The sequence below is a fragment of the Streptomyces sp. NPDC012466 genome, from assembly GCF_042955215.1.
Classification (GTDB): domain Bacteria; phylum Actinomycetota; class Actinomycetes; order Streptomycetales; family Streptomycetaceae; genus Streptomyces.
Genome location: NZ_JBIBEQ010000001.1, coordinates 1,089,577 through 1,114,139 on the forward strand (window position 1 = coordinate 1,089,577; position 24,563 = coordinate 1,114,139).

26 protein-coding genes are annotated in these 24,563 nt (G+C 72.5%); 13 read left to right on the forward strand and 13 right to left on the reverse strand.

All coding sequences use genetic code 11. The features are described from left to right. Nucleotides 1-14 precede the first annotated feature (14 nt). The 3 genes from ACFY9E_RS04870 to ACFY9E_RS04880 all read right to left on the reverse strand — a co-directional run bounded on the left by ACFY9E_RS04870 (nucleotide 15) and on the right by ACFY9E_RS04880 (nucleotide 2,609). Nucleotides 15-596 (reverse strand): sugar kinase, encoded by a 582-nt coding sequence (locus ACFY9E_RS04870; protein ID WP_390979323.1) that lies wholly within the window; start codon nucleotides 594-596, stop codon nucleotides 15-17. Continuing rightward, nucleotides 593-1,741, reverse strand: coding sequence for an ROK family glucokinase (locus ACFY9E_RS04875; protein WP_031106526.1), 1,149 nt, complete (start codon nucleotides 1,739-1,741; stop codon nucleotides 593-595). Before ACFY9E_RS04875 ends, ACFY9E_RS04870 begins: the two co-directional genes overlap by 4 nt. Before the next feature lie 130 nt (nucleotides 1,742-1,871). Further along, nucleotides 1,872-2,609 (reverse strand): UTRA domain-containing protein, encoded by a 738-nt coding sequence (locus ACFY9E_RS04880; protein ID WP_390980303.1) that lies wholly within the window; start codon nucleotides 2,607-2,609, stop codon nucleotides 1,872-1,874. A gap of 128 nt (nucleotides 2,610-2,737) precedes the next feature. On the opposite strand from ACFY9E_RS04880, the gene ACFY9E_RS04885 reads away from it, so the two are divergent. Beyond that, complete coding sequence (locus ACFY9E_RS04885) at nucleotides 2,738-3,745, forward strand: Gfo/Idh/MocA family oxidoreductase (protein WP_390979325.1); 1,008 nt, start codon at nucleotides 2,738-2,740, stop codon at nucleotides 3,743-3,745. 33 nt (nucleotides 3,746-3,778) lie between these two features. Here the strand turns inward: ACFY9E_RS04885 and ACFY9E_RS04890 are convergent, their stop codons facing one another. Both ACFY9E_RS04890 and ACFY9E_RS04895 read right to left on the reverse strand, forming a co-directional pair. Then, entirely contained in the window at nucleotides 3,779-4,456 is a 678-nt protein-coding gene (locus ACFY9E_RS04890; protein ID WP_390979327.1) for a response regulator, read from the reverse strand. A gap of 106 nt (nucleotides 4,457-4,562) precedes the next feature. Further along, the gene (locus ACFY9E_RS04895) at nucleotides 4,563-5,837 is read right to left on the reverse strand and encodes a histidine kinase (protein WP_390979329.1); all 1,275 of its coding nucleotides are present in this window, start codon (nucleotides 5,835-5,837) and stop codon (nucleotides 4,563-4,565) included. Nucleotides 5,838-6,015: 178 nt separating this feature from the next. Between ACFY9E_RS04895 and ACFY9E_RS04900 the strand changes: the two genes are divergently transcribed. After that, nucleotides 6,016-6,216, forward strand: a complete 201-nt coding sequence (locus ACFY9E_RS04900) for a hypothetical protein (protein ID WP_390979331.1) — start codon at nucleotides 6,016-6,018, stop codon at nucleotides 6,214-6,216. Between the two features lie 37 nt (nucleotides 6,217-6,253). Here the strand turns inward: ACFY9E_RS04900 and ACFY9E_RS04905 are convergent, their stop codons facing one another. Both ACFY9E_RS04905 and ACFY9E_RS04910 read right to left on the reverse strand, forming a co-directional pair. Next, nucleotides 6,254-6,649: a ribonuclease domain-containing protein gene (locus tag ACFY9E_RS04905; protein ID WP_390979333.1), complete on the reverse strand. Its 396-nt coding sequence runs from the start codon at nucleotides 6,647-6,649 to the stop codon at nucleotides 6,254-6,256. Between the two features lie 107 nt (nucleotides 6,650-6,756). Continuing rightward, the gene (locus ACFY9E_RS04910; RefSeq protein WP_390979335.1) at nucleotides 6,757-7,383 is read right to left on the reverse strand and encodes a dihydrofolate reductase family protein; all 627 of its coding nucleotides are present in this window, start codon (nucleotides 7,381-7,383) and stop codon (nucleotides 6,757-6,759) included. 272 nt (nucleotides 7,384-7,655) lie between these two features. Between ACFY9E_RS04910 and ACFY9E_RS04915 the strand changes: the two genes are divergently transcribed. Beyond that, nucleotides 7,656-8,399 carry an SDR family oxidoreductase gene (locus ACFY9E_RS04915; protein ID WP_390979337.1) on the forward strand — a complete coding sequence of 248 codons (744 nt, stop codon included), beginning with the start codon at nucleotides 7,656-7,658 and terminating at the stop codon, nucleotides 8,397-8,399. Between the two features lie 57 nt (nucleotides 8,400-8,456). Here the strand turns inward: ACFY9E_RS04915 and alc are convergent, their stop codons facing one another. Next, on the reverse strand, nucleotides 8,457-9,572 hold the full coding sequence (gene alc / locus ACFY9E_RS04920) for an allantoicase (RefSeq protein WP_390979339.1): 1,116 nt from the start codon (nucleotides 9,570-9,572) through the stop codon (nucleotides 8,457-8,459). A 37-nt stretch (nucleotides 9,573-9,609) separates the two neighbouring features. Beyond that, nucleotides 9,610-10,950 carry an allantoinase AllB gene (allB, locus tag ACFY9E_RS04925; RefSeq protein ID WP_390979341.1) on the reverse strand — a complete coding sequence of 447 codons (1,341 nt, stop codon included), beginning with the start codon at nucleotides 10,948-10,950 and terminating at the stop codon, nucleotides 9,610-9,612. Between the two features lie 238 nt (nucleotides 10,951-11,188). On the opposite strand from allB, the gene ACFY9E_RS04930 reads away from it, so the two are divergent. Beyond that, a complete protein-coding gene (locus ACFY9E_RS04930) occupies nucleotides 11,189-11,986 on the forward strand; it encodes an IclR family transcriptional regulator C-terminal domain-containing protein (RefSeq protein WP_390979343.1) in 798 nt (265 codons plus the stop codon). 202 nt (nucleotides 11,987-12,188) lie between these two features. Here ACFY9E_RS04930 and ACFY9E_RS04935 read toward each other — a convergent pair whose 3' ends face one another. Beyond that, the gene (locus ACFY9E_RS04935; RefSeq protein ID WP_390979345.1) at nucleotides 12,189-12,518 is read right to left on the reverse strand and encodes a DUF5955 family protein; all 330 of its coding nucleotides are present in this window, start codon (nucleotides 12,516-12,518) and stop codon (nucleotides 12,189-12,191) included. Between the two features lie 230 nt (nucleotides 12,519-12,748). Between ACFY9E_RS04935 and ACFY9E_RS04940 the strand changes: the two genes are divergently transcribed. Next, nucleotides 12,749-13,363, forward strand: coding sequence for an NTP transferase domain-containing protein (locus ACFY9E_RS04940; RefSeq protein WP_390979347.1), 615 nt, complete (start codon nucleotides 12,749-12,751; stop codon nucleotides 13,361-13,363). A 208-nt stretch (nucleotides 13,364-13,571) separates the two neighbouring features. Beyond that, nucleotides 13,572-15,197, forward strand: a complete 1,626-nt coding sequence (gene aceB / locus ACFY9E_RS04945) for a malate synthase A (RefSeq protein ID WP_390979349.1) — start codon at nucleotides 13,572-13,574, stop codon at nucleotides 15,195-15,197. A gap of 16 nt (nucleotides 15,198-15,213) precedes the next feature. Here the strand turns inward: aceB and ACFY9E_RS04950 are convergent, their stop codons facing one another. Both ACFY9E_RS04950 and ACFY9E_RS04955 read right to left on the reverse strand, forming a co-directional pair. After that, on the reverse strand, nucleotides 15,214-15,483 hold the full coding sequence (locus tag ACFY9E_RS04950; protein WP_190197490.1) for a SelT/SelW/SelH family protein: 270 nt from the start codon (nucleotides 15,481-15,483) through the stop codon (nucleotides 15,214-15,216). After that, nucleotides 15,480-16,394, reverse strand: a complete 915-nt coding sequence (locus ACFY9E_RS04955) for a HipA family kinase (protein WP_390979351.1) — start codon at nucleotides 16,392-16,394, stop codon at nucleotides 15,480-15,482. Before ACFY9E_RS04955 ends, ACFY9E_RS04950 begins: the two co-directional genes overlap by 4 nt. Before the next feature lie 198 nt (nucleotides 16,395-16,592). On the opposite strand from ACFY9E_RS04955, the gene ACFY9E_RS04960 reads away from it, so the two are divergent. The 7 genes from ACFY9E_RS04960 (at nucleotide 16,593) to ACFY9E_RS04990 (ending at nucleotide 24,128) form a co-directional block, all read left to right on the forward strand. Next, a complete protein-coding gene (locus tag ACFY9E_RS04960) occupies nucleotides 16,593-17,573 on the forward strand; it encodes a Rieske 2Fe-2S domain-containing protein (protein WP_390979353.1) in 981 nt (326 codons plus the stop codon). Further along, a complete protein-coding gene (locus tag ACFY9E_RS04965; protein WP_390979355.1) occupies nucleotides 17,557-18,099 on the forward strand; it encodes a DUF1360 domain-containing protein in 543 nt (180 codons plus the stop codon). The genes ACFY9E_RS04960 and ACFY9E_RS04965 overlap by 17 nt, the downstream gene beginning before the upstream one ends. Before the next feature lie 95 nt (nucleotides 18,100-18,194). After that, nucleotides 18,195-19,064, forward strand: coding sequence for an ATP-binding cassette domain-containing protein (locus ACFY9E_RS04970; protein ID WP_390979357.1), 870 nt, complete (start codon nucleotides 18,195-18,197; stop codon nucleotides 19,062-19,064). Beyond that, entirely contained in the window at nucleotides 19,061-20,044 is a 984-nt protein-coding gene (locus ACFY9E_RS04975) for an ABC transporter substrate-binding protein (RefSeq protein WP_390979359.1), read from the forward strand. Before ACFY9E_RS04970 ends, ACFY9E_RS04975 begins: the two co-directional genes overlap by 4 nt. Before the next feature lie 8 nt (nucleotides 20,045-20,052). Continuing rightward, nucleotides 20,053-22,125 (forward strand): Fe(3+)-hydroxamate ABC transporter permease FhuB, encoded by a 2,073-nt coding sequence (locus ACFY9E_RS04980; protein WP_390979361.1) that lies wholly within the window; start codon nucleotides 20,053-20,055, stop codon nucleotides 22,123-22,125. An 81-nt stretch (nucleotides 22,126-22,206) separates the two neighbouring features. Beyond that, nucleotides 22,207-23,706 (forward strand): amino acid permease, encoded by a 1,500-nt coding sequence (locus tag ACFY9E_RS04985; RefSeq protein WP_390979363.1) that lies wholly within the window; start codon nucleotides 22,207-22,209, stop codon nucleotides 23,704-23,706. Nucleotides 23,707-23,708: 2 nt separating this feature from the next. Beyond that, entirely contained in the window at nucleotides 23,709-24,128 is a 420-nt protein-coding gene (locus ACFY9E_RS04990; protein ID WP_390979364.1) for a universal stress protein, read from the forward strand. Here the strand turns inward: ACFY9E_RS04990 and ACFY9E_RS04995 are convergent. Next, entirely contained in the window at nucleotides 24,123-24,500 is a 378-nt protein-coding gene (locus tag ACFY9E_RS04995) for a (2Fe-2S) ferredoxin domain-containing protein (RefSeq protein ID WP_390979366.1), read from the reverse strand. The two genes, ACFY9E_RS04990 and ACFY9E_RS04995, sit on opposite strands and share 6 nt — an antisense overlap. Nucleotides 24,501-24,563 lie beyond the last annotated feature (63 nt).

A 24,563-nucleotide genomic window follows, 5' to 3' on the forward strand; every position in this document is an offset into this window, starting at 1 on the left:
CGGCTCCGGCGGGCTCAGGGCACGGTGCGGGACACGACGTACACCCAGGGGTACGCCGGGTTGGACAGGTCCACCACCACGTCGTGGGTGGGGGCCGGGTTCTTCTGCCGGTGGACGAAGCCGAACCACGAGTCGGTCGTGGCGAACTTCCAGCCGGTGACCTTGCGGTCGCGGGCGCCGATGGTGATGTGGCCCTTCTCCAGATCCTTCCGGGTCACGCCCAAGCCGGTCAGATAGGCGTCCAGGCCGGCCGCGTTGGTCTCGAACTGGGTGTACAGGCGGCTGGTCTTCCAGTTGTTGGTCTCGTAGTACGCCACGTGCCAGGCGGGGTGCGGGACGGGCACCTGGTAGATCCGGCGCTGGAGCTTGGAGGGCCAGCCCGCGGTCAGGCCGGTCGCCGAGTACTTCGCCTCCTTGTCCTTGCCGCTGTCGCGGCTCTGGTTCGCGGAGATCACGAGGTAGCCGGCCGGGACGCCGATGAGCAGCACGATGATCAGCAGGGTGAGGGCCCTGCGGCGGTTCCTGTGGCGGCGGTCCTCGACCGGGCGGTCCTGCTCGTCGGACCAGGGTCCCTGGTGGGGCAGGGAGGCGGTCACGGCGTCTCCTGGGTACTGCGGAGCGACTGCGTGTACCGCTCGTAGCGCTCGTACCGCTCCACGCGGCGGCGCTTGGCGCGGCGGAAGCGGCGGGCGACCAGCCGGGCGAGGTCGGCGGCGCCCACCATGCCGGCCTCGGGACCGAGCTGGGCCCGGACGATGCGGGCCTCGGGGCGGTAGCCGCGGCCGGTGAGGTGCCGCTTGAAGGCGTCCCGGGCCGGGCCGATCAGCAGGTCGTCGGCGGCCGAGACACCGCCGCCGATCACGAAGCAGGAAGGGTCGAGGGCGGCGGCGAGGTTGGCGATGCCGACGCCGAGCCACTGTCCGATGTCCTGGAGCAGCTCGATGCACATGGCGTCGCCGTCACGGGCCAGCTCGGTGATCATCGGGCCGGTGATGTCGCCGATGCTGCCCTTGACGTGCTCGATGATCCCGTACGCGACGGGCGAATCGGCGGCGGCCAGCTCACGGGCCTCGCGGACCAGGGCGTTGCCGGAGCTGTACTGCTCCCAGCAGCCGCGGTTGCCGCAGGGGCAGCGGTGGCCGCCGGGCACGACCTGCATATGGCCGAACTCTCCGGCGACGCCGTACTTGCCGCGCTTGACCTGCCCGTCCTCCAGGATCGCGCCGCCGATGCCGGTGCCCAGGGTGATCATGACCAGGTGGTCCTCGCCGCGGCCGGCGCCGAAGCGCCACTCGGCCCAGGCGGCGGTGTTGGCGTCGTTGTCCACGAGGACCGGAACGGACAGCCGGCCCGAGAGGCGGTCGCGGAGCGGTTCGTTGCGCCAGGACAGGTGCGGGGCGAACAGCACCCGGTTGCGGTCGGCGTCCACCCATCCGGCCGCGCCGATGCCGACGGCGTGCACGTCGTGCCGGTCGGAGAGGTCCAGGACCAGCTCCGCGATGGTGTCCTCGACGACCTTGGGGCTCTTCGACTTGTCCGGGGTCTCCGTGCGGAGCATCTCCAGGATGTTGCCGTCGGCGTCCACGACGCCCGCCATCACCTTCGTGCCGCCGATGTCGATGCCGACCGTGGGCACGCGGGGTGCCGTCAGGTGGGAACGGCGCTCCCGGGTGCCGACGGTGCGGAGCACGGTGGCACGGCGGGAGCCGATGGGGGCGGTGAAGTCGCGGTAGGTGCTCATCGCCGCCGATTCTGCCTCACGGGGAGGCGGGGTGCGGAGCAGAGGGGTGGCGCGGATCGTCACCGGGTGCGGGTGCCCGGTGGCTCGCCGCGCACGCGGCGGAGCCGCACATCGCTACGGTCCGCGCCCCTCACGTACGCACGAGCAACTGGAACTCGAACGAATAGCGTGTCGGACGGTACGTGTGCGTGCCGTACTCGACCGCGCGGCCGGTGTCGTCGAATGTGACGCGTTGCATGGTCAGCAGCGGCGCGCCCGTCTCCTCGGCCAGCCGCTCCGCCTCCTCCGTCGTCGCCGCCCGGGCGCCGATGGACTGGCGGGCGCTGTGCAGGGTGATGCCCGCCGCCCGCATCAGGCGGTAGAGGCCCGTCGTCTCCAGCTGGTCGGTGTCGAGGCCGATCAGGCCGGGGGGCAGGAAGTTGCAGAGGTGGGCCATGGGCTCGCCGTGGGCGAGGCGCAGGCGCTCGACGCGGTGGACGTCGCTGTCCTCTGCGACCCCGAGTGCGGCCGCGATCTCGGCCGAGGCGGGGACGAGTTCGTTGACCAGGACTTTGGTCGCCGGGCGCTGGCCCGCCGCTTCCAGGTCGTCGTAGAGGCTGCTGAGCTCCAGGGGGCGTTTGACCTGGCTGTGCACGACCTGTGTGCCCACGCCGCGGCGGCGTACGAGGAGGCCCTTGTCGACGAGCGACTGGATGGCCTGGCGGACGGTCGGCCGGGACAGGCCGAGCCGGGCGGCGAGTTCGATCTCGTTGCCCAGCAGGCTGCCGGGGGTCAGCGTGCCGTGCTCGATCGCGGCCTCCAGCTGCTGGGACAGCTGGAAGTACAACGGCACGGGAGAGCTGCGGTCCACGCTCAGCTCGAGCTGCACGGTCGGGTCCACTTCTGGTTTCGGCACGGGCCGAGCGTAGCTCCGTGCGTTGTTGACGGGAAGTCGTGTAGTCAGATTGTCCGGACATACAGATTGACAGCGGCGGGCTGTGCACGCACTTTGTTCTCATGCGCATCGGCGTCATCGGTACGGGCCGCATCGGCACCATCCACGCGAACACGCTCAGTCGGCATCGCGACGTCGGCTCCCTGATCCTCACGGACGCGGACCCCGGCAGGGCCCAGGAACTGGCGCACCGGCTGGGTGAGACAGCGGCGCCCGGCGTGGAGGAGATCTTCCGCTGGGGGGTGGATGCCGTGGTGATCACGACGGCGACGTCGGCCCACGCCGAACTGATCGGTCGGGCAGCACGCTCGGGCCTGCCGGTCTTCTGCGAGAAGCCCATCGCGCTGGATCTGCCGGGGAGCCTGAACGCGATCGCCGAGGTCGAGGCGGCCGGCACGGCTCTCCAGATGGGCTTCCAGCGTCGCTTTGACGCGGGCTACACGGGTGCCCGCGAGGCCGTGCGCTCCGGTCGGCTGGGGCGCCTGCACACCGTGCGGGCCCTCACCAGCGACCAGGCGCCACCGGACGCCGCGTGGCTGCCGTTGTCCGGCGGGCTGTACCGGGACACGCTGATCCACGACTTCGACGTACTGCGCTGGGTGACCGGCCGGGAGGTGGCGGACGTCTACGCCGCCGGGTCCGACGCCGGTCCCCGGATGTTCCGCGAGGCGGGCGACGTCGACACGGCGGCCGCGCTGCTCACCCTGGACGACGGCACCCTCGCGACCCTGACCGCGACCCGGATGAACGGGGCCGGCTACGACGTGCGCATGGAGCTCGCCGGGGAGCGCGACCAGATCGTGGTGGGGCTGGACGACCGTACGCCGATCGCGTCCACCGAGCCGACCGGGCCGCCGGCCGCGGACAAGCCGTGGACGGGCTTCCTGGAGCGGTTCGGCCCGGCCTACGAGGCGGAGCTGAACGCCTTCGTCGAGGTCGTCCGGGGTGAGCGGGCCAACCCCTGCGACGGGCGTGAGGCGCTGCAGGCGCTGCGGATCGCCGAGGCGTGCGAGCTGTCGCGGCGGGAGCGCAGGCCGGTGCACCTCGCGGAGATCCCCGGTGGGGCCTGACCCGCGTTCGCCTGACGGTCGGGCGCGGGGCGGTCAGTGCTCTTCCCGTTCCTCCTCCAGGAGCCCGGCGTCGTAGGCGAGCAGCGCGATCTGGACGCGGTTGTTGAGGTCGAGCTTGGCCAGGATGCGCGAGACGTGCGTCTTCACGGTGGCGACGCTCATGAAGAGGCCGGTGGCGATATCGGCGTTGGCCAGGCCCCTGCCGACCGCGACGGCGACCTCCCGCTCGCGGTCGTTGAGGACGGCCATGCGGTCGCGTGCGCGGGTGCGGCGCGTGTCGCCGGCGGTGCCGACGGCGTGCCGCATCAGCTGTCGGGTGACCGTGGGCGACAGGACCGGGTCGCCGGCCGCGACCCGGCGCACCGCGGCGAGGATCTCGGCCGGCGGCGTGTCCTTGAGGACGAACCCGGCGGCGCCCACGCGCAGCGCGCGCAGTACCTGCTCGTCGGCGTGGAAGGTGGTGAGCACCACCACCTGCGGGGCGTCCTGGCGGGCGCGCAGCCGCTCCGTGGCGGTGAGACCGTCGACCGTCGGCATCCGGATGTCCATGAGGACGACGTCCGGGCGGGTGCGGTCGACGAGGGCCTCCACCTCGGCGCCGTCGGCGGCCTCGCCGACGATCTCGATGTCGTCGGCGCCGCCCATCATGAAGGACAGCCCGGCCCGCACCAGCGGATCGTCGTCGACGAGGAGCACTCTGATCGCAGTCATGGGCCTTACGTAATCACGGCCGGGCCGGGCGGCGGGCCCGGACGGGGTGATGGTCCGCGCCAACGTCCCTCCCCGCGGAGGGGGTTGACGGCCGGGCGGCGAGTGCTCACCCGCACGGCAGCCACGCCCGCACCTCGAACCCGCCCTCGGGTGTGGGTCCGTGTTCCAGTCGGCCGCCCGCCAGGGTCGCCCGTTCCGTCAGGCCGATCAGCCCCTGCCCGGAGCCGGGGACGGGCGGTACCTCGCCCTCGGGCGGCGGATTGTGCACACGGACGGTGAGGCCGGTGCCGGGTGCGCCGGTGACGGTCACGGTGACCTCCGTGCCGGGGGCGTGCTTGCGCGCGTTGGTCAGACCCTCCTGGGCGATCCGGTAGGCGGTGCGGCCGGCGGAGGACGGCACGGTGGCGGGATCCTCGACGCGCTGGTCGAGGGAGACCTTCATGCCGGCCTCGCGGGACTCGGCGACCAGCGTGTCCAGCGCCGCGAGCGTGGGCTGCGGCCGGCCCGTGTCGTCGGGCTCGCCCGCCCGCAGCACGCCGATGATCTCCCGCAGGTCCTGGAGCGCCTCGTGCGCGCTCTCACGGATCACCCCCGCCGCCCGCGCCGTCTCCGCCGGGGGCGCGTCGGGCCGGAACTCCAGGGCGCCCGCGTGCACGCTCAGCAGCGTCAGCCGGTGCGCGAGCACGTCGTGCATCTCCCGCGCGATGGCCTCGCGGGCGAGCCGCTGCGCCTGCTCGGCCCGCAGCCGTGCCTCCGTCTCGGCGCGCCGGGCGCGGTCCCGGAGGCTCACCATGAGCTGCCGTTTGGCCCGTACGAACATGCCCCAGCCGACGATCGCCACGGTCAGCACCACGACGAAGAGAACGCTCACCAGGTAGGGGATGTCCGCGTCGGGGCGCACCCAGTAGTAGAGGGGCACCAGCGCCACGTTGACGCCGCCGACCCAGGCCACGTACCGGAAGGGGCGGTGCACGGCCAGGGTGAACAGGGCGATGAGGCCCGCGCCGCCCGCGGTGTCCGAGACGAAGGTGACGGCGGTCATCGCCACGGCCAGCCCGAGCGGCCAGCGGCGCCGCAGCCAGACCGCGGCGCAGGCCAGCGCACCGATCACCTGGTCGGCGACGGCCAGTCCGGGCGGCACATGGGGGTTGTCGACGAGCGCGTCGACGGCCAGCGCGCCCACCGAGACGGCCAGCAGGAAGCAGGAGAAGTCGACGACCCAGTCCCGGGCGGTGCGCCGGGGCCGCAGCCCGGCCCGTACGGCGTCGGGGTCGAGTTCGTGCAGGAGGGCCGACGGGAAGAACCATCTGCGCCCGGTGAACAGCCCGGGCGTCGCTCCCGCCGGTACCGGGGAGGCGTGCCCCACGTCATCACCACTCACGAGCGACAAATCTACGCAGCCGCAGCCCGCCGCACCCGCCCTCGCGCGGGTTCGTCGACCAAAGTCGGCACACCGCAGACTTTCGATGCCGCCGTGGCGCCGGAGCGGAGACGTCCGGCCCCGGGTGCTCGCCCCGCGGCCGATGTGCGTGGGGGATCCGCGGGGCGAGGCTCGTGACATGAAGCAGGTGCTGGAGATTCTCGGCTTCCTCGCCCTGGTGCAGGGCGGGGCGGGCCTGGTGCACGAGTTCACCGACTGGAACTGGGGCCTGGTGCAGCGGCTGGGGTTCCTCGACGGCTACGAGGTCTACGCGAGCGTCGCGCTGCTCGTGCTGGGCGTCGCCCTGTTCGCGGCGGCCGGGAGCCGGAAGTCCGTCTGAACTGCGGATGGACGTCCGGCCCGCGGCCACGACGGGCTCAGCAGCCGTAGTCGACCAGGTCGAACGACTCGTAGTGGTCGGCGGTGTAGTAGTCCTCCCGGTTCTCCTCACCGGTGACGATGCGCCGCGCGCCGCGGGTGGAGGAGCCGGGGGTGATGACCGTGTACTCGTGGTAGTAGCCGGACGACCGGCTGGGCAGGATGCCTTCCCGGTTCTGGAAGACGGTGCCGTCCTGGTCGAACGGGTAGGGGCCGCCCCGCTCGATCAGGTCGAGCGTGTCGTGGGCCTGGGACGGCAGGTCGCTGTAGCAGATGTCGCCGACGGCGGTGGGGGCCGCGTCGGCGGTGGTCGCGGAGACGGTTCCGCCGACGAGGAGAGCGGACAGGAGGGCGGCTGCTGCGCCGAGCCGTGAGGCGCGTGGGGGGAAATTCATGACGTTCATGATGACGCGCGTAGACGCTGGCATGTCAATGACAAGCCTGGGGAATTTCCTGTGAAACCCCGTGCGTTCGCGGGAAGTTCACCCGCCCCCCGATGCCCTCACGCGTCCTCCGGCAGCCCGAACTCGCCGTACTCCGGGCGGCCCTTCAGGTCGTAGGTCTGGATCGACACGCCCGCGCCGGTGACGCTCCCCCCGGCATGCTCGAACGCGGTCGGTACGGCCCCCTCGGGGAACAGCCGGAACCCGGAGCCGAGCACGACCGGGAAGGTCAGCAGGTGCAGGGTGTCGACCAGGTCGAGCGCCAGCAGGGACCGCAGGAGGGCGCCGCTGCCGTGCACCTGGACCTCCCCGTCGGTGCGCTCCTTCACGGCGGTGACCTCCTCGGCCAGGTCACCGGTGAGCACCGTGGTGCCCGCCCAGCCGGGATCCGTCAGGGTCGAGGAAGGCACGTACTTCGGCAGGGAGTTGAGCCGGGAGGCGACCGGGTCCGTCGGGTCGGTCACCTTGGGCCAGTAGGTGGCGAAGATGTCGTAGGTACGGCGGCCGAGCAGGAAGGCGCCCGGGCGGGCGAACACCTCGCCGATGAACCGGCCGAAGTCCTCGTCGGCGTAGGGGAAACTCCAGCCGCCGTGGGTGAAGCCGCCGCGGGTGTCCTCCTGCGGACCGCCGGGGGCCTGGTAGACGCCGTCGAGGGTGACGAAGAGGGTGGAGACGAGCTTGCCCATGGCGGGTGCCTTCCTTCCGGGTCGGACGGGATCTGCTGTCATCGGTTCAGACCCCGCAGGCCCCCGCAACTCATCGCTGGGCCGTCCGCGCGCGCCACGGCGCCGGATGCCCTCCTCACCGCCGCTGCGGCCGGTACGGCTGAAGACGATGCCGGAGCCGACAAGAACCGGTTCGGGATGTGCTCCGGACAGGGGGCATCTCCTCCGGACTCCCGGACCTCGACGTCCGTTCGCCGCCAGCGCCGCGGCCGTGCCGCCGCTGGGATGGACCCATGACTTCTCAAGGAACTCTGCACGGCAAGGTGGCTCTCGTGACCGGCGGGAGCCGTGGGATCGGCGCGGCGACGGCGGTGCGCCTGGCCCGGGAGGGCGCGGACGTGGCCGTCGCCTATGTGAACGGCAAGGAGGCGGCCGAGGACGTCGTCCGGGAGGCGGAGGCACTGGGGCGCCGGGCGGTGGCGCTGCGCGCGGACGCGGCCGAGGCCGCCGAGGCCGCCGAGGTGGTGGACGCGGCGGCCGAGGCGCTGGGCGGACTCGACATCCTGGTGAACAACGCGGGGGTGGGGGTGCTCGGACCGCTGGAGACCCTGTCGCTCGCCGACGTGGACCGGGTCCTCCACGTCAACGTCCGGGGTGTCTTCCTGGCTTCCCAGGCGGCCGCCGCGCGGATGCCCGACGGCGGACGGATCATCACGATCGGCAGTTGCATGGCCCAGCGGGTGCCGGGGCCCGGCGGGACGCTCTACACGACGAGCAAGGCGGCCCTGGCCGGGCTGACGAAGGCGCTGGCCCGGGAGCTGGGCGGGCGCGGGATCACGGCGAACCTCGTCCTTCCCGGCCCGATCGACACGGACATGAATCCGGCGGACGGGCCGTACGCGGCCGGCCAGGCCGCGATGACGGCGCTGGGCCGGTTCGGGACGGCGGACGAGGTGGCCTCGATGGTCGCGTACCTGGCGGGGGCGACGTATGTGACCGGTGCCGAGTTCTCGGTGGACGGCGGTCACGCGGCGTGAGGGACGGGGGGCGCACCGGTGCTGTCCGGCCGGGGCGCCCCACGGCCGAGGGGAGGGTCAGCCACCCAGCTCCTGGTGGCGGGCCGCCAGCCGGCTCGCCCCCTCCCGGGTCAGGGAGCCGAACAGGCGCAGGCGGGAGATGCCGCCGTCCGGGAAGATGTCGACGCGCGCCTGCGTGCCGACGGCCGGGGCCGGCAGGACGAAGCGGTGGTTGGTGTCGGGCTGGAGGCGGGTGCGGGGCAGGATCTCCTGCCAGTCGCCGTCCTCGCCGTCCTTGAGGGACACCGACGCCCAGCCGGCGCTGTTGCCCTTGAGGTAGGCGGTGTCGATCTCCAGGGCGCGGATCTGCGCCTGTGCGGCCAGCCGGTAGCGGATCCAGTCGTGGCCCCGGTCCCGGCGGCGGCGGGTCTCCCAGCCGTCGTCCATCTTGTGGGAGCGGCCCGGCTGGATGGTGTTGGAGGCGGGCGAGTAGAAGAGGTTGGAGGCGTCCTCCGCCCGGCCGCCGTTCTCCAGGGCGACGACGTCGAAGGTGCCGAGCGCCTCCAGCCAGGCGGGGTCGGGGACGACCTCGCCGTGGACGCGCAGGCGGGCGATGCCGCCGTCGGGGTGCTGTTTGACCCGCAGGTGGGTGAAGCACTGCTCGACGTCGACGGCGAAACCGTTCGCCGCGTGGCCGCCGACCGGGGTGCGCGGGACGAGGCTCGTCCACTTCACGTCGTCCCCGAGAAGCTCCTCCGGCGAGGGGGAGCCCGCCACGCAGGTGCCCTCGACGGAGACGGCCTGCGGGTAGTTGCCGCGGAAGTGGGCGGTGTCGACGACGATCCCGCGGATCACGCCCGGGGCGCCGAGGCGTACCAGCGCCCAGTCGTGGTCCTCCTCGGTCGGCCAGGGGTGGTCGGCGGAGGCGCCCCGGCGGCGGCGCGTCTCCCAGCCGTCCATGATCTTGCCCTTGTGCCCGAAGTGCTCGGGGTCGAACTCGGCGGGCCCGGGCACCAGCAGGTTCTCGCGCTGGGCGAAGAACTCGTCGTTGGCGGCGATGACACCGGCCCCGAGGCGGCGGTCGGCGAGGTCGGCGTACTGGGTGAAGGGGAAGTCGGCGGTGCGGTAGTCCGCGTACGGGTCACCGCCTCCGTAGGGGTTCGCGTCGCCGGTGAAACTGGGAATCGCCGTCACGGTGATCAGGTCTGCCTTTCGAGGTCCGGGATGGTTGTCAGTGGGTCCGGGTGAGGAGCTGCCCCTTCGGCTCGGTGAACGCGCCGTCCGCGACGATCCGCTGTCCGCGCAGCCAGGTGGACTTCACGACGCCGTGCAGGGTCCTGCCCGCGTACGCGGTGACGTGGTTGCGGTGCTGGAGGGCCGCCGGGTCGACGGTGAAGGTCTCGTCGGGGGCGAGGACGGCGAAGTCGGCGTCGCGGCCCACCGCGATGGCGCCCTTGCGGTCGTCGAGCCCGACGAGTTCGGACGTGCGCGTCGACATCCAGCGGACCACGTCCTCCAGGCCGTGTCCCCGCTTGCGCGCCTCGGTCCACACGGCCGCCAGGCTCAGCTGGAGTCCGGAGATGCCGCCCCAGGCCGTCGCGAAGTCGTCGGTCTTCAGGTCGGCGGTGGACGGGGAGTGGTCGGTGACGACGCAGTCGATGGTGCCGTCGGCGAGTGCCTGCCAGAGCAGGTCCTGGTTGGCGGCCTCGCGGATGGGCGGGCAGCACTTGAACTCGCTGGCGCCGTCGGGGACTTCCTCGGCGGTGAGGGTCAGGTAATGGGGGCAGGTCTCCACGGTGATGCGGACGCCCTCCGCCCGCGCCTCGGCGATCATCGGCAGGGCGTCGCTGGAGGACAGGTGCAGGACGTGCACGCGCGCGTGGAGAGCCTTCGCCTCACGGATGAGCTGGGCGATGGCGGTGTCCTCGGCGTCCCTGGGGCGGGAGGCGAGGAAGTCGGCGTACCTGGGGCCGGGCTGCTGCGGGGCGGAGGCGAGGCGGCGGGGGTCCTCGGCGTGCACGATGAGCAGTCCGTCGAAGGCGGCGATCTCGGCCATGGTGCGGGCAAGGGGCTCCCGCTCCAGGTGCGGGAACTCGTCCACGCCGGACGGCGACAGGAACGCCTTGAAGCCGAACACGCCCGCTTCGTGCAGCGGCCGGAGCTCCTTGACGTTGTCGGGCAGGGCGCCTCCCCAGAAACCGACGTCGATGTGTGCCTTGTCGGCGGCCACCTGCTGCTTGGTCCGCAGGTGCGGGACGGTCGTGGTCGGCGGGAGGGAGTTGAGGGGCATGTCGACGAGGGTCGTGATGCCACCGGCCGCCGCGGCGCGGGTGGCCGTCCAGAAGCCCTCCCACTCGGTGCGGCCGGGGTCGTTGACGTGCACGTGCGTGTCGACGAGGCCGGGCAGCAGCACGTGGTCGCCCAGATCCTCCAGGCGGGCGCCCTCCGGCACGGGCGCGTCGTGCGGGAGGACGGCCGTGATCCTGCCGCCGGCCACCGCCACGGATGCGGCACGCGTTCCCTCGGGAGTGATGACGCGCGTCGAGCGCAGCACCAGTTCAGCGTCGGACACCCGAACCCCTTACTTCCGCGTAACGGAATTCAACTTTCTGTTGAAGAAGTCTTCACTCCCTCTCCCGCGCCGTCAAGGGCACACTTGACCGCGGCGCCCTTCACGCGCACACCTCTGGACGTTTCCACAAAGCGGAATTAAACTTCCAGCAAGCAGAACGTAGCTACGTCCAAGCGGGGAGTCAACCGACTGCCGGGTAGGCTTCTGCCCCTCCCGCCCGCCCCGAAAGGAACGCGCCGTGCCGACGTCCAGCGCCAGCACCACCGACTCCGCCCGGTCCTCCGCCAACGGCGGCGTCCAGTCCTTGGAGCGCGCCTTCGACCTGCTCGAACGGATGGCGGACGCGGGCGGCGAGGTCGGCCTGAGCGAGCTGTCCGCGAGCAGCGGGCTGCCCCTGCCGACCATCCACCGGCTGATGCGCACGCTGGTGGCCTGCGGATACGTGCGTCAGCAGCCCAACCGGCGGTACGCGCTCGGCCCGCGCCTGATCCGCCTCGGCGAGTCGGCCTCCCGACTGCTGGGCACCTGGGCGCGGCCGTACCTCGCGCGGCTGGTCGAGGAGACCGGCGAGACGGCGAACATGGCACTGCTGGACGGGGACGAGATCGTCTACGTGGCGCAGGTGCCCTCGAAGCACTCGATGCGCATGTTCACGGAGGTCGGCCGGCGCGTGCTGCCGCACTCCACGGGAGTGGGCAAGGCCCTGCTCGCCGGTTTCCCGCCGGAGGAGGTGCGGGCACTGCTGTCCCGTACGGGCATGCCCGCCGCGACGGAGAAGACGATCACGACGGCCGACGGGTTCCTCGCGGCGCTGGAGGACGTGCGCCGGCAGGGCTACGCCATCGACGACAACGAGCAGGAGGTCGGGGTCCGTTGCCTCGCGGTCCCGGTTCCCGACTCCCCCACCGCCGCGGCCATCTCCATCTCCGGCCCGGCGGGCCGGGTCACGGAGGCGGCGACGGACAAGATCGTGCCGGTGCTCCAGCAGGTCGCCGGGGAGCTCTCCGTGGCGCTCGCCAGCCAGAGCCCCGCGTAACGGCGGCAGACCGCGAGGCTCCGGTCTCGCGGAGCCGTTTCCCGGCGGCGACGCGGCCGGCGCCCGCGAGGGGCGCCGGTGTGGACCCGGGTCGGCGAGCGCTCCCCCCAGGGCCTGCCGTTTGGATCATCCCGGCGTCGCGGGGCCCGAGTCGGCTGACGGGAGCCGAGCCTCACAGCCGGCCTGATCCGAACGACAGGGCCTAACCCTGGCCCCGCATCGGCCCTCCGAAGAGATCCACCGCCCGCCGGACCTCCGTCAGCTCCGCGGAGAGCGCGCTCACCGAGCCGATCGCGCCCGCGATCAGCAGCAGGGAGCGGCGCAGCCGGGGGATCTCGGGGAGGCCGTCCGCGGCCAGGGCGGCCAGAGCGGCCAGTTCCTCCTCGGCGATGCTCCGGTCGGCGAACTCGCCGGGATGGGCGGCCAGTCGGCGGCGCAACCGGGAGACGGCGCAGGACAGCTCCGTCACGCGCGGGTCCTCGTCGCCGCCGGTCACAGACCCCTGCCGCTTCTGCTCCACGCTCCGCAACACAGTCCTCCCCCTCGCACCTCGTCGTGCGCGTGCCCTTCCGACACGAAGTCCCCCACACCGGACAGCGGCCGGTCGGTGCGGGGACAGTAAACGACGCGAGCCACCAGGCGCCAGTCCATTGCGTCATCGACTTGTTTCGCTGAGTGACTTTCTGGCCCGAGGCGCACGCCTGTCCGACGCGCACCCCGCGCCGTCGCACCCCCGTGCGGGGCGTGCGGTATGCAGGGGGCATGACGACACGGGAGACGACGTGCGGGGCGCGGGCGGTCGCGGGACTGCTGCTCGCCGCCGGGGGCGGGCGGCGGCTCGGCGGACGGCCCAAGGCGCTGCTCCCCCACCGAGGACGGCCGCTCGTGGAGCACGCGGTGCGGGTCCTGCGGGAGGGCGGCTGTGCGACCGTCCACGTGGTACTGGGCGCACAGGCCGACGACGTGCGCGCACGCGCCTCGCTGCCGGACTGCGTCCTGGTCGACAACCCCGACTGGGAGCAGGGCATGGGGACATCGCTGCGCGCCGGGCTCGGCTCGCTCGCCGGCACGGGCGCACGGGCCGCGCTGGTGTCGCTCGTCGACCAGCCCGGCATCGGACCGGAGGCGGTGGCCCGGGTCCTCGCAGCGTACGAGGGCGAGGCGTCCCTCGCGTCGGCGGCGTACGACGGCGTGCGCGGCCATCCGGTGCTGTTCGGTGCCGCTCACTGGTCGGGTATCGCCGCGACCGCGACCGGCGACCGGGGGGCACGCGCCTACCTGACGGAGCACCGGCGGGAGATCGCCCTCGTCGAGTGCGGGGACGTCGCCCGGCCCTTCGACATCGACACCGAAGCCGACCTGACCCACCTGGAGTGAGCGGAGTGGCACGGAGCGCCACCTTGCCTCGACTCAGAGAATCTCGACATCAACAGACGATTGAACTTCCACCATGAGGAAACTAGTATCCACTGTTCAGAAGCGCCCGACGGCTCCCCGGGCGCCGAACGCCGTATCCGGGAAGACTGGCACCCGGTGCCGAGCACGCCGGATCGTCTTCACAGCTCGCTGAAGGAAGTGACCGTTCATGTCCGCTCCAGCGCCGTCCCCGCTGGCCATCGTCGACGCCGAGCCCCTGCCCCGGCAGGAGGAGGTCCTCACCGAAGCGGCGCTCGCCTTCGTCGCCGAGCTGCACCGGCGGTTCACGCCCCGGCGTGACGAACTCCTGGCCCGCCGCGCCGAGCGCCGCGCCGAGATCGCCCGCACCTCCACCCTCGACTTCCTCCCGGAGACCGCCGCGATCCGCGCCGACGACTCCTGGAAGGTGGCCCCGGCCCCGGACGCCCTGAACGACCGCCGGGTCGAGATCACCGGCCCCACCGACCGCAAGATGACCGTCAACGCCCTCAACTCGGGCGCCAGGGTGTGGCTCGCGGACTTCGAGGACGCCTCCGCGCCCACCTGGGAGAACGTGGTCCTGGGCCAGGTCAACCTGAGCGACGCCTACACCCGGACCATCGACTTCACCGACCCGAAGTCCGGCAAGTCGTACGCCCTGAAGGCGGACGATGAGCTCGCCACGGTCGTCATGCGCCCGCGCGGCTGGCACCTGAACGAGCGTCACCTCGTCGACGCCGACGGCACCCCCGTGCCCGGCGCCCTAGTCGACTTCGGCCTGTACTTCTTCCACAACGCCCAGCGCCTGCTGGACCTCGGCAAGGGCCCGTACTTCTACCTCCCGAAGACCGAGTCCCACCTGGAGGCGCGCCTGTGGAACGAGGTGTTCGTCTTCGCGCAGGAGTACTGCGGCATCCCGCAGGGCACCGTCCGCGCGACCGTCCTCATCGAGACGATCACCGCCGCGTACGAGATGGAGGAGATCCTCTACGAGCTGCGCGACCACGCCTCCGGGCTGAACGCCGGCCGCTGGGACTACCTGTTCTCCATCGTCAAGAACTTCCGTGACGGCGGCGCGAAGTTCGTCCTGCCGGACCGCAACGCGGTGACGATGACGGCCCCGTTCATGCGCGCCTACACCGAACTCCTCGTGCGTACCTGTCACAAGCGCGGCGCGCACGCCATCGGCGGTATGGCGGCGTTCATCCCCTCGCGCCGGGACGCCGAGGTCAACAAGGTCGCCTTCGAGAAGGTCCGCGCCGACAAGGACCGTGAGGCGAACGACGGTTTCGACGGCTCCTGGGTCGCCCACCCCGACCTGGTGCCGATCGCCATGGAGTCCTTCGACAAGGTCCTCGGCGACAAGCCCCACCAGAAGGACCGGCTGCGCGAGGACGTCGCCGTCGAGGCGGCCGACCTGATCGCGATCGACTCGCTGGACGCCAAGCCCACGTACGCGGGCCTGGTCAACGCCGTGCAGGTCGGCATCCGATACATCGAGGCCTGGCTGCGCGGACTCGGCGCGGTCGCCATCTTCAACCTGATGGAGGACGCGGCCACCGCCGAGATCTCCCGCTCCCAGATCTGGCAGTGGATCAACGCGGAGGTCGTCCTCGACAACGGCGAGCAGGTCACCGCCGAGCTGGCCCGCAAGGTCGCCGCCGGGGAACTCGAGAACATCAAGGCGGAGATCGGCGAGGAGGCCTTCGCGGCCGGCAACTGGCAGCAGGCGCACGACCTGCTGCTGAAGGTGTCCCTCGACGAGGACTACGCCGACTTCCTGACGCTCCCGGCGTACGAGCAGCTCAAGGGCTGACCGCGCGGCCGTACCGCTAGCGCTCCGAGTGGCCCAGGGTCTTGCCCGGGGCCACTCGGTCGCGTACGGCCTTCTTCACGGCCGTGGGCTCCGGGAAGCCCTGCTCGCGCCGGTCCCAGACGACCTCGTCGCCCACGCGGACGACGAACACCCCGCCCGTGCCCGGCTTCAGGGCCAGTTCCGTCAGCTCCGCCTCGAAGGTCGTGAGCAGCTCCTGCGCCAGCCAGGCCGCGCGCGGCAGCCAGCGGCACCGGGTGCAGTACTCGATCTCGACACGGCCACTCATCCGAGGTGCACCGACCAATCCTGCCGGGCCGCGGGCTTGCCGTGCAGATCGGGCACCTGCTTGAGCCACGCGGGGCGTTCCTGCTGGTTCCTCGCCGCCCGGAGGGCCTCCTCGGCGGCGAGCTCCTCCCGGGTGGGGAAGCCGGTGGGCAGCCAGTCCCCGGAGGCCGCCACGCGGGCGCGGAGGTAGGTCACGTACGCCTCGCGTACCTCGTCCGCGGTGGCGAAGCCCGGCTCGTCGGCGAGCCAGGCGTCCGGGACCTCCGCGAGGATCCGCCGCAGCAGCTCCTCGGTGACGCGGGGGGCCAGCTCGGCGTCGGCGGCCCGGACGTCGGGCCCGTAGTGGCCGAGGGCGTGGTGCCGGAAGTCGTAGGCCTTGCGCGGGTCGGTCGCGTCCCAGCGGTGGTGGAAGACCAGGGCGGCACCGTGGTCGATCAGCCACAGTCGCGGGGGTGCGACGCCGAGGGTGGGCCACACCATCAGGTTGGAACTGTGCACCGTGCGGTCGACGTTCACGGTCAGGGCGTCGAGCCAGACGATCCTCCCCGCCTCCAGCGGACCGACGGGGAAGACCCGGGCGATCTCCGGGGTGAAGTCCCGGGCGCCCGGCAGGTGGTCCATACCGAGGTTGAGGCCCGCGCTGGCCGCGTGCAGGCCCCGCACCTCCTGGTGCGGCTCGTGCTCCGCGATCGCCGGGTCGAAGTGCACCAGGACCAGTTCGGGGAAGCGCAGCCCGAGGGCACGGGCCAGTTCCCCCACGACCACCTCGGCGACGAGCGCCTTGCGGCCCTGTGCGGAGCCGGTGAATTTCACGACGTAGGTGCCGAGGTCGTCGGCCTCGACGACTCCGGGGACGGAGCCGCCGGACCGCAGGGGCTCGACGTAGCGGGTCGCGGTGACCTCTCTCAGCATGCTCCAGGGCTCCACGGAGGGCAGGATCCGAAGGGCCCATAGTAACCAGGCGTGACCGTCGGCGAAGGGCCCCGGGCCGGGGCCGGGGCCGTGCTGCCGCGGGTGCGCGCGCGGAACGTCGGGGGTACGACGGGCCGATCGCCCTCTTCGGCACCGTCGTGCCGTTTGCCGTCGGTGCCGGTGGGGACCCGGCCGAGCATGAACGCAACCCCACGACGCCGCGTGATGCGGCAGAACCGGGTCCTGTGGTTGCTGGACCGCCTGGAACACGAGCCCAGGGCCGATGCGGTGATCGACACGCTCCGCAAGGGCGTGCGGGCCCTGCCCCTGGGGCGGGGCCGGGACCTGCTGCACGGCAGGTGGCTGGGACACCCGGTGCACCCGCTGATGGTGCAGGTGCCGATAGGAAGCTGGCTGTCGGCGGCGGTCCTGGACCTGCGCCCCGGCCACTCCCGCGAGTCGCGGTTGCTGATCGGGGTCGGGCTGGGCGCGGCGGCCCCCGCGGCCGTCGCCGGCTGGGTGGACTGGGCGGAGCTGCATCCCCGCCAGCAGCGGATCGGGCTGGTGCACGCCCTGTCCAACACGGCGGCCGTGGGTCTGTACGCCGCCTCGCTCGTCTGCCGGGCCAAAGAACGCGAGGGGGCGGGCCTGGCGTACGGCTTCCTGGGACTGACCGCAGTCGGGCTCGGCGGCATGCTGGGCGGCCACCTCGCCTACCGGCAGGCCTCCGGCGCCAACCACGCCGAAGAGGTCCCGAACGTCGTCTCCGCGGGCTGGCACCGGATCGGAACCGTCGACGAGTTCCCGGCCGGCGAGCCGGTGCGGCGCAGCGTGGACGACGTGCCGGTGCTGGTGGTGCGCGAGACCGGCGGGGCGATCCACGCGCTGGCCGAGCGGTGCAGCCACCTCGCGGGACCACTGTCCGAGGGCACCGTGGCCGACGGGTGTGTGCGGTGCCCGTGGCACGGCAGCGTCTTCCGGCTCTCCGACGGCTGGAACGTGCGCGGACCGGCCACCGCACCCCAGCCCTCCTTCGAGACACGGATCACCGGCGGCCACGTCGAGGTGCGCCTGCGTCATCAGAACGGCGGGCAGGCCTCGGAGGACGGACGGGAACCGGCCGGGCGGGGCGGCACCACGGGAACGGGGGCTGCCCATGGGCATGGCGACCATGGCTGACAACCGCATCGCGCGCCGGCTGCACGGAGCACTCCGGCGCACCGGCCGGGAATACGCGGCCGGGCACGACCGTCCTCTGGGCGGCTACCTCGCTGCCATGGCGGGCTTCGCGGCGTACACGGCGGCCTGGACCACGGTGGTGCGGCGCAGCGGGCGCCCGGTGCCCGAGCGGCCCGAGCCGTGGGACGTGGTCCTGACGTCGGTGGCCACGTTCCGGCTCAGCCGGCTGCTCAGCAAGGCGGCGGTGACCAGTCCGCTGCGGGCGCCCTTCACCCGGTACGTCGGGCCGCAGGGTCCCGCCGAACTGCGCGAGGAGGCACAGTCCGAGCAGGGCAAGCACACCGTCGGCGAACTCGCGACGTGCCCGTTCTGCATGAGTGTCTGGGTCGCCTCGACCCTGACCGCCGGCCAGCTGCTCTGGCCCCGGGCGACCCGCACGGCCATGGGCACACTCGCCGCCCTGGCCGGGGCGGACACGCTGCAGCTGGCGTACGGCGCGCTGATGGACAAGACGACCGGCGACTGAACGGCCGTGTCCCGGGCCCGGAACCCAGGGGGGTCCGGGCCCGGACGCCGCACCCCCTTGTCAAGGCGATATTAGGTTAGGCTAACCTTCGCCGCGTGAGATCAGGTGAAGAAACGGCCGGCGGAACGCGTCTGCGCGGGCATCGACTCTCGGCCACCGGCGTGACGGTGTCGTACGACGGCACCGACGTCGTGCACGATGCGGCGATCACGCTGCGGCCCGGTGAGGTGACCGTCCTGGTCGGCCCCAACGGCAGCGGGAAGTCGACGCTGCTGCGGACGATCGCCCGGCTCCAGCGGGCCCGCCGGGCCGAGCTCAGGATCGACGCCGGCACCGACGGTCTCGCCCTGACCGCCCGGGAGTTCGCGCGGTACGTGGCCCTGCTGACGCAGGGGCGCCCCACGCCGAGCGGACTGACCGTGCGGGATCTCGTCGAGTTCGGCCGCTACCCCTACCGGGGACGCTTCGGCCGCCCGGATCCGGACGCGTCGGCCGCCGTCGAGCGGGCGCTCGCCCTCACCGGGGTGACGGACCTCGCCGAGCGGGGCGCCGACCACCTGTCCGGCGGGCAGTTGCAGCGCGTGTGGCTCGCGAGCTGTCTCGCGCAGGAGACCGGCGTGCTGCTGCTGGACGAGCCGACGACCTATCTCGACCTGCGCTACCAGATCGAACTCCTCGACCTCGTCCGCGACCTGGCGGACGACCACGGGATCGCCGTCGGGGTCGTGTTGCACGACCTCGACCAGGCGGCGGCCGTCGCCGACCGGATCACGCTGCTCGAAGCGGGCCGGATCGTCGCCGACGGCCGGCCCGAGGAGGTCCTGACCCCGCAGCGGCTGACCGCCGTCTACGGCATCCGGATCGACGTCGACACAGACCCCCGCACCGGTCGGATACGGACCCGTCCGATCGGCCGGCACCACACCCGCACCATCCGAAGCGAAAGGCTCGGCACCACCTCATGAGACGTCTCCTGCTCACCGCGGCGACCACCACCGCCGCGGCGCTCACCCTCGCCGCCTGCGGCACCACCGAGCCGGCCGCCGACAGCTCGAAGAAGAAGACCTCCGAGGCCATCAGCCTCACCGACTCCACCGGCGCGAAGGTCGAACTCGACGGACCCGCCAAGAAGGTCGTCGCCACCGAGTGGAACGAGGTCGAGAGCCTCATCACCCTCGGCGTCGACCCCGTGGGCGTCGCCGACGTCAAGGGCTACAAGACCTGGGACACGGCCGTCCCGCTGAAGAACGAGCCGAAGGACATCGGCACGCGCGGCGAGCCGAGCATGGACACCGTCGCCTCGCTCTCCCCCGACCTCATCGTGGCCAGTTCCGACCTGCCGGACGCGGTCGTGAAGCAGCTGCGGAAGATCGCCCCGGTGCTGGAGGTGAAGTCCGCCGACGCCTCCGACCAGATCGGGCAGATGTTCAAGAACCTCGACCTGATCGCCGAGGCCACCGGCACCACCGACAAGGCCGAGACGGCCCGGAAGACCTTCGAAGCCAAGGTCGCCGAGGGCAGGAAGGCCCTCGCCGACGCCGAGCTGGAGGGCACCGGCATCGCCTTCGCGGACGGCTACGTCACCTCCAACCAGGTCTCCCTGCGCCCGTACACCAGCGGTTCCCTGATCGGCGCCGTCAACGAGCGGCTCGGCCTGAAGAACGCCTGGAAGGTCAAGGGCGACCCGGCCTACGGTCTCGGCACCACCGACGTCGAGGGCCTCACCGCCCTGCCGAAGGACGTTCGGTTCGCCTACATAGGCAACGACGAGGACAAGTCGAGCAACCCGTTCGCCGGGCAGCTGAAGAAGAACGCCGTGTGGACCTCCCTGCCGTTCGTGAAGGCGGACCGGGTGCACCGGCTGCCCGACGGCATCTGGATGTTCGGCGGTCCTCGGTCGATGGAGGCGTACATCGACGCCCTCGTCGGCGCGCTGACGAAGTAGCGCCGGTCATGGCCGTCACCGAAGCACCCCACGCCACCCGTCCGCCGGCGGCCGCGTCCCGGACGGGTGCGGCCGCGGTGACGGCCGGGCTCGTCCTCCTCGTCGCCGCCCTCGCCGTCGTCGACATCACCCAGGGCACCGCCGCCGTCGGGCCGGCGCAGGTGTTCAAGGCCCTGACCGGGCAGGCCGATCCGGGCGACGCGTCCGTGGTCGTCGCCTCCCGGCTGCCGCGGATGAGCGCCGGCATCCTCGTCGGCGTCGTCCTCGGCATCGCGGGCGCGGTCCTCCAGGCCGTCAGCCGCAATGTGCTGGCCTCGCCCGACACCCTCGCGGTGAACGCCGGTTCGTACCTGGCGCTCGGGCTGGTCGGCGCGACCGGCGTCTCCCTGCCGCTGCTCGCCTCCTCGGGTGTCGCCTTCGCGGGCGGGCTGGCGGCCGCCGCCGTCGTGCTCGCCCTGTCCGGCCTCGGCACGGGCACCGTACGGCTGGTTCTCGCCGGTACCGCGCTCGCACTGGGGCTGAACTCCGTCACGGAGGGGCTGCTCCTGCTGTTCCCGCAGCAGACGGAGGGCCTCTACCAGTGGAACCAGGGCAGCATCGGCCAGAACGGCTTCGACGGCGTCCTGCAGATGCTCCCCGTCGCCCTGGGGGGGCTCGCCGGGCTGCTGCTGGTCGCCCGCCGGGTCGACGCGCTGGCCCTCGGGGACGACGCCGCGCGCGGGCTGGGTGTCCCGGTGCACGCCACCCGCGTCACGGTGGTGGTGCTGGCGGCGCTGCTGTCCGCGGCGGCCGTCACACTGGCCGGGCCCATCGGCTTCGTCGGCCTGTGCGCCCCCGCGCTGGTCCGTCCGCTCGCCCGCCGGTTCCGGGGCTTCGTCCGCGCCCGGGCGGTCCTGCCCGTGGCCGGTCTGGCCGGTGCCGGACTGGTCCTCGGATCGGACGTGCTGCTGCGCGCCCTCATCCCGGCGGACACGGCCGTGGCCGTCCCCACGGGCATCGTCACCAGCCTGGTCGGCGCCGTCTTCCTGGTGGTGACGGCCCTGCGGCTGCCGGACACCGCCGGGGCCGACACCCCCGACCGGCTGCGCATCCCGAGCCGGACGGCGTTCCTCGTCACCGTGACCGCGCTCGTCGCCGCGGTCGTCGGCGTCGCGCTGGCCGGCGTCCTGCTGGGCGACAGCAAGCTCCTGCTCGGCGATGTCGCCAACTGGCTCCAGGGGCGGGCCGGGCAGACCGTCTCCTTCGTCCTGGACACCCGCGTGCCCCGCGTGCTCGCGGCCCTGTGCGCGGGCGCCTCCCTCGCCCTGGCCGGCACGCTGGTGCAGGCCGTGACCCGCAACCCCCTCGCGGAACCCGGGGTGCTGGGCGTCTCCGGCGGTGCGGCGCTGGGCGCCGTCCTGCTGGTCACCACCGTGCCCGCCGCCGGATCCTGGGGCATCGCGGGTGCCGCCTTCGCGGGTGCCGCGCTGGCCTCCGCCGTCGTCTTCGGGCTGTCCGCCCGGGGCGGCTACCGGCAGAACCGGCTGGTCCTCGTCGGCATCGGCATGGCCGCCGGTTCCACGGCCCTGATCAGCCTGCTCATCGTGCTCACCGACCCGTTCAACGCCACCAAGGCGCTGACCTGGCTGTCCGGTTCGACGTACGGCCGGACCACGGCGGACGTCCTGCCCGTCGCGCTCGTGCTGGCGCTGGGCCTGGTCGTCGCGGTCGCCCGGCGCACCGAACTGGACCTCGTCTCCCTGGACGAGGACACCCCGCGGCTGCTCGGCCTCGGACTGCCGCGGGCGAGGCTGGGGTTCCTGGTGGTGGGTGTGCTGCTCGCCGCGACCGCCGTCGCCTCGGCCGGCACGATCGGCTTCGTGGGCCTGGTGGCGCCGCACGCGGCCCGTGCCCTCGTGGGCCGGCGGCACGTACGGGTCGTGCCGGTCGCCGTCCTGCTGGGCGCCGCGCTCGTCTGCACGGCCGACCTGCTCGGACGCACCGTCATCGCACCCGCCCAGCTGGGCGCCGGCCTGATGACGGCGGTGATCGGCACGCCGTACTTCCTGCGGCTGCTGGTACGGAGCCGAAGCTCGACATGACGCCCTAAAAAGGGCATCAATGATCAAACCGCCTTACGGCTCCCTGTTGTATGGATCCACACCCACAGGGAGCGAGGGAGCATGGCCAAGGACATCACAGACCCGGGCCCGCCCCCGGAGGCGAGCCTGAAGCCCGACGCGATCGGGTTCGTCGACGCGCTGGTCATCGGGCTCAACGCGACCTCCCCCGCGTACTCCGTGGCGGCGGTCATCGGCCCGGTCGTGGCGTTGGTGGGCATCTACGCCCCCGGGGTGATGCTCGCGTCGTTCGTGCCCATGCTGCTCATCGCGTCGGCGTTCTACCACCTCAACAAGGTCGACCAGGACTGCGGCACGACGTTCTCCTGGGTGACCCGCGCCATGGGGCCGTGGGCGGGCTGGCTCGGCGGCTGGGCCATCACGATGACCGGCGTCCTGGTCGTCGGGTCGCTCGCGGACGTCGCCGTGACGTTCTTCCTGCTCGCCGTCGGCCTGGACGGCTGGGCCGAGAACGACACGGTGCGCCAGGTGCTGACGGTGCTGCTCATCCTGGTGATGACGGCCGTCTGCGTGATCGGCACCGAGGTGTCGGCCAAGGTGCAGAACGTCCTCATCCTGGCGCAGGTCGTCTGCCTGCTCGCCTTCGCCGTGGTGGCGCTCCACCGCGTCTACGCCGGCACCGGCACCCTGGACGCCATCGATCCGGAGTTCGGCTGGCTCGATCCGTTCGGGGCCGGCGGGGCCTCCCTGACCGCGTCCCTGCTGCTGGGCGTGTTCATCTACTGGGGGTGGGAGTCGGCGGTCAACCTCACCGAGGAGGTCGAGGACTCCGCCACCGCCCCCGGCAAGGCGGCCGTCTGGTCCACGGTGCTGCTGCTGGTGACCTACCTCGCGGTCGCCTTCGCGGTCGTGGCCTACGCCGGCACGGACTATCTCGCCGAGAACGCGGCGGAGGAGGAGTTCATCTTCGCCCTGCTCGCCGAGGAGGCCATGGGCGGCTGGGACTGGGTCGTGCTGCTGGCGGTCTCGACGTCCGCGCTCGCCTCCACGCAGACGACGATCATCCCGGCGTCGCGCACGGGCCTGTCCATGGCACGCCGGCACGCCCTGCCCGCGTACTTCGGCCGCATCCACCCGCGCTTCCGCACCCCCGACGTGAGCACCTGGTGGGTCGCCGGCATCGCCATCGCCTGGTACCTCGTCCTCTACCACGTCAGTGAGAACGCCCTCTTCGACTCCCTCACGGCGCTGTCCCTGCTGATCGCCTTCTACTACGCGCTCACGGGAGTGGCCTGCGCGGTCTACTACCGCCGCCAACTGACCCGCAGCGCCCGCACCTTCTTCCTGATCGGCCTCGGCCCGCTGATCGGTGCGGGGTTGCTGGCGTGGCTGCTGGTGGAATCCGTGGCCGACATGTCCGACCCCGGCAACTCCTACAGCGGCGTCTCCTGGTTCGGGCTCGGACCGCCGCTCGTCATCGGGATCGGCCTCCTCCTCGCGGGCGTCGTCCTCATGATCGTGCGGCGGCTGACGGCGCCCGCCTTCTGGTCGGAACACCCGAGCGTGGTCGACCCGCACCTCGTCGACGGCAAGGAGTCCTGAAGATGTCGGTGGTCCTCGGCTTCGACGAGTCCCCGGGCGCCCTGAGCGCGCTGCGCGTCGCCATCGAGGTGGCGGCGGCGTACGACGAACCGCTGGTGATCGTCTACGGCGTCGCCGCCCCCGGCGTCACGGGTGAGGAGTACGGCGCCCATCACGAGGCCGTCCGGGAGGCGGGCAGCACCGCGCTCGGTCGTGCGGTCCGGGTGGCCGACGAGGCCGGTGTGCGGACCTCGGTGGAGCTCATCGACGAGCGGCCCGCGCAGGCGCTCCTCGACGCCGCGGCCCGCCACGAGGCCAGGGTCATCGTGGTGGGCACATGGGGTGAGAGCCCGGTGCGCGGAGCGCTGCTGGGCTCGACCCCGCACAAGCTGCTGCACCTGTCGGGCGTGCCGGTGCTGTGCGTGCCGGCGACCGGGTCATGAGGGGCCGGCGCCTCGCCGCGTGTGGGGGCTGAAGACGTACAGGCCGAGGATGTCGGGCACCGGCGCGATCCCCGGGCCGCCCTCCCGGACCCAGGAGACGACGTCCTCGGTGGCCGCCGGGTCGTTGACCAGGCCCAGCCACACCGGCCGGCCTCCGGCGGCCCGGCCCGCGGCGGACGGCTGGACGACGATGACGTTGGCCTGGTCGCAGACGTCGAGGCAGTCGGAGACGCGCACCGGCGCCGCCTCGCGCAGACGCTCGGCCTGGGCGGCGTGATCGACGCCTCTGATCTTGCGGCTGCCGCAGCAGCAGTCCCGGCAGACGACGATGCGGCAGGGAACCCTGCCCCCCGCGTCCGGCGTCGCGGACATGTCGCACCCTCCCTCTCTGCGTGTGGTGGTGATCATGTCACGCGCACGCCCGGGCCCCGCGGG